Consider the following 2116-nt stretch of genomic DNA (forward strand, 5'->3'; position numbering starts at 1 on the left):
TCGGAAACCCATGATCTGCGATCACGTTCGACCGAAATGGCTGATCACGATCGTTCGGAATCAGCGATCACGATCAGCCGAAATCCCTGATCACGATCGCCGGAATACGCAATCATGGGACAGCGACGCCGTCGTGATTGAGCCACGCCATCGCCTCGCACAAAGGCTTCGAACCGCAGCAGGCAAGCCAGCGATCCGTGCAATCCACGCTGCGACCCAGCCACGCAAAGCGAATGCGCAGATAAAAGGAGAAGCGCTCGTGCTTCGCTGCCAGCCAGCGCCACCCCGTACCGTGTGATAGCCGGGCGCGAAGATCGCCGCGGCACGGCGCAGCGAGGCGCCCGCAATCAGTAGCTGTAGCACCTGCTGCTGCAGCGCCCAGCTATACCAGCGGCGCGGGCATATGTATAACGGCAGGCGCGAGCATGTACGTCGGCACGAAGAGCACTGGAAACGTGGCACAGAAACAGGATTGAGATCGCCGCCGGCGCGGCGATCAGCCTTGCGATCGTAGAAGCCGTGTCCCCACAGGAACCGACGCCACAACGCGGGCAACGATCCGGACGGTACGACTGGGGTGTAGTGACGACAGCGCGACGATGCTATTCGAGAGTGAGAAATGCAAATACAATCCGATGCATGGCCAGTTTGTTCTTGATGCTCGTACGGCGTTTGGTAGACATCGCACGATATCAGAGCAACATTGGCCATCCTTACGTCTGCTTCGTCTCGCTCGTGGCGACGTTCTGAAATTCCCCCTCGCCGATCACGCGACAAACTCCTCTCCCGAGGCGCGTATTGTTCGCGACGCAACACTTGCGATTCGTCATCTGCTCATTGTTGTCGCGACACAGTCGACCGGGCTATCCGCGCTTTTCTGCTTTACTTTGCAGCCTGAACCCGAATGCCTGGTTGAGCGCAGCGCGCGTGTTGGTCTGCAAGCCATGATGCCGGATACCCTCGTTGACTGCCTGTTCAAGCGCGGCAGGACGCGCACCGCTGCCCACGGCCACCAGTTGCGACCATGACTGTCCCTGCTCTTCCAGATGCGCCAGGAACCGGTTGACGCTAGAGCGGTAAGCCTTACCCAGTTCTTCAGGCAGATCCTTCAGCAGATCCTTGTGCTCCTGAAGATCCGGCGCGAGCCGAACTCTTTTTATGTCGCCTTGCAGTTTGAAACCGAAGGCCCGGTTAAGCGCGGCGCGCGTGTTAGTCGACAAGCCATGATGCCTGATACCGTCGTTGACCGCCTGTTCAAGCGCGGCAGGGCGTGCACCCCCACCGCTGCCCGCGGCCACCAGTTGCGACCATGACTGTCCCTGCTCTTCCAGATGCACCAGGAACCGGTTGACGCGAGAGCGGTATACAGGATCCGGTTCTTCTGGCAAATTCTTCAGCAGTTCCTTGTGCTCCAGAAGATCGGGCGCTCTTTGTATGTCGCCTTGCAGCTTGAACCCGAAGGCCTGGTTGATGGCTGCGCGCGTGCTGGTCGGCAAGCCATGATGCCGGATCCCCTCGTTGATGGCCTGTTCAAGCGCAGCAGGACGCGCATCCGCACCGCTGCCCGCGGGCACCAGTTGCGACCATGACTGACCCTGCTCTTCCAGATGCACCAGGAACCACTTGACGTTAGAGCGGTATGCCTGAGCCAGTTTCCCGGGCAGATTCTTCAGCAGATCCTTGTGCTCCTGAAGATCCGGCGGAACCAGGGCCCAGGCTCCTTTTATGTCGCCTCGCAGCTTGAGCCCGAAGGCCTGGTTGATGGCTGCGCGCGTGCTAGGCGGCAAGCCATGATGCCAAATACCCTCGTTGACTGCCTGTTCAAGCGCGGCAGGACGCGCACCCTCACCGCTGCCCGCGGGCACCAGTTGCGACCATGACTGTCCCTGCTCCTCCAGATGCGCCAGGAACCGCCTGACGCTGGAGTGGTATCTCCGATCCAGTTCCTCGGGCAGATCCTTCAGCAGATCGATGTGCTCAGGTAGTGTCGGCACGAGTCGTGCATGGGGCTTTGCGCGACTGCTGCCCGGGAGGGGGGCAGCAGGCTGTCGACGCACTGGAGCGTACAGGCTGTCGTGGATCTGCTGCTCCGCATGGGAAAGCGGCAGTCCACGCG

2 protein-coding genes are annotated in these 2116 nt (G+C 60.6%); both read right to left on the reverse strand.

What is annotated here, in order from left to right; all coding sequences use genetic code 11:
• Window positions 1-90 precede the first annotated feature (90 nt).
• On the reverse strand, window positions 91-711 hold the full coding sequence (locus HV796_RS46365) for a DUF6431 domain-containing protein (protein ID WP_246356392.1): 621 nt from the start codon (window positions 709-711) through the stop codon (window positions 91-93).
• A 152-nt stretch (window positions 712-863) separates the two neighbouring features.
• Window positions 864-2116: hypothetical protein (locus tag HV796_RS41845; protein ID WP_217478228.1), on the reverse strand; the 1253-nt coding region annotated here is incomplete at its 5' end.

This window comes from Paraburkholderia humisilvae (genome assembly GCF_902859855.1).
In the GTDB taxonomy this organism is placed as follows: domain Bacteria; phylum Pseudomonadota; class Gammaproteobacteria; order Burkholderiales; family Burkholderiaceae; genus Paraburkholderia; species Paraburkholderia humisilvae.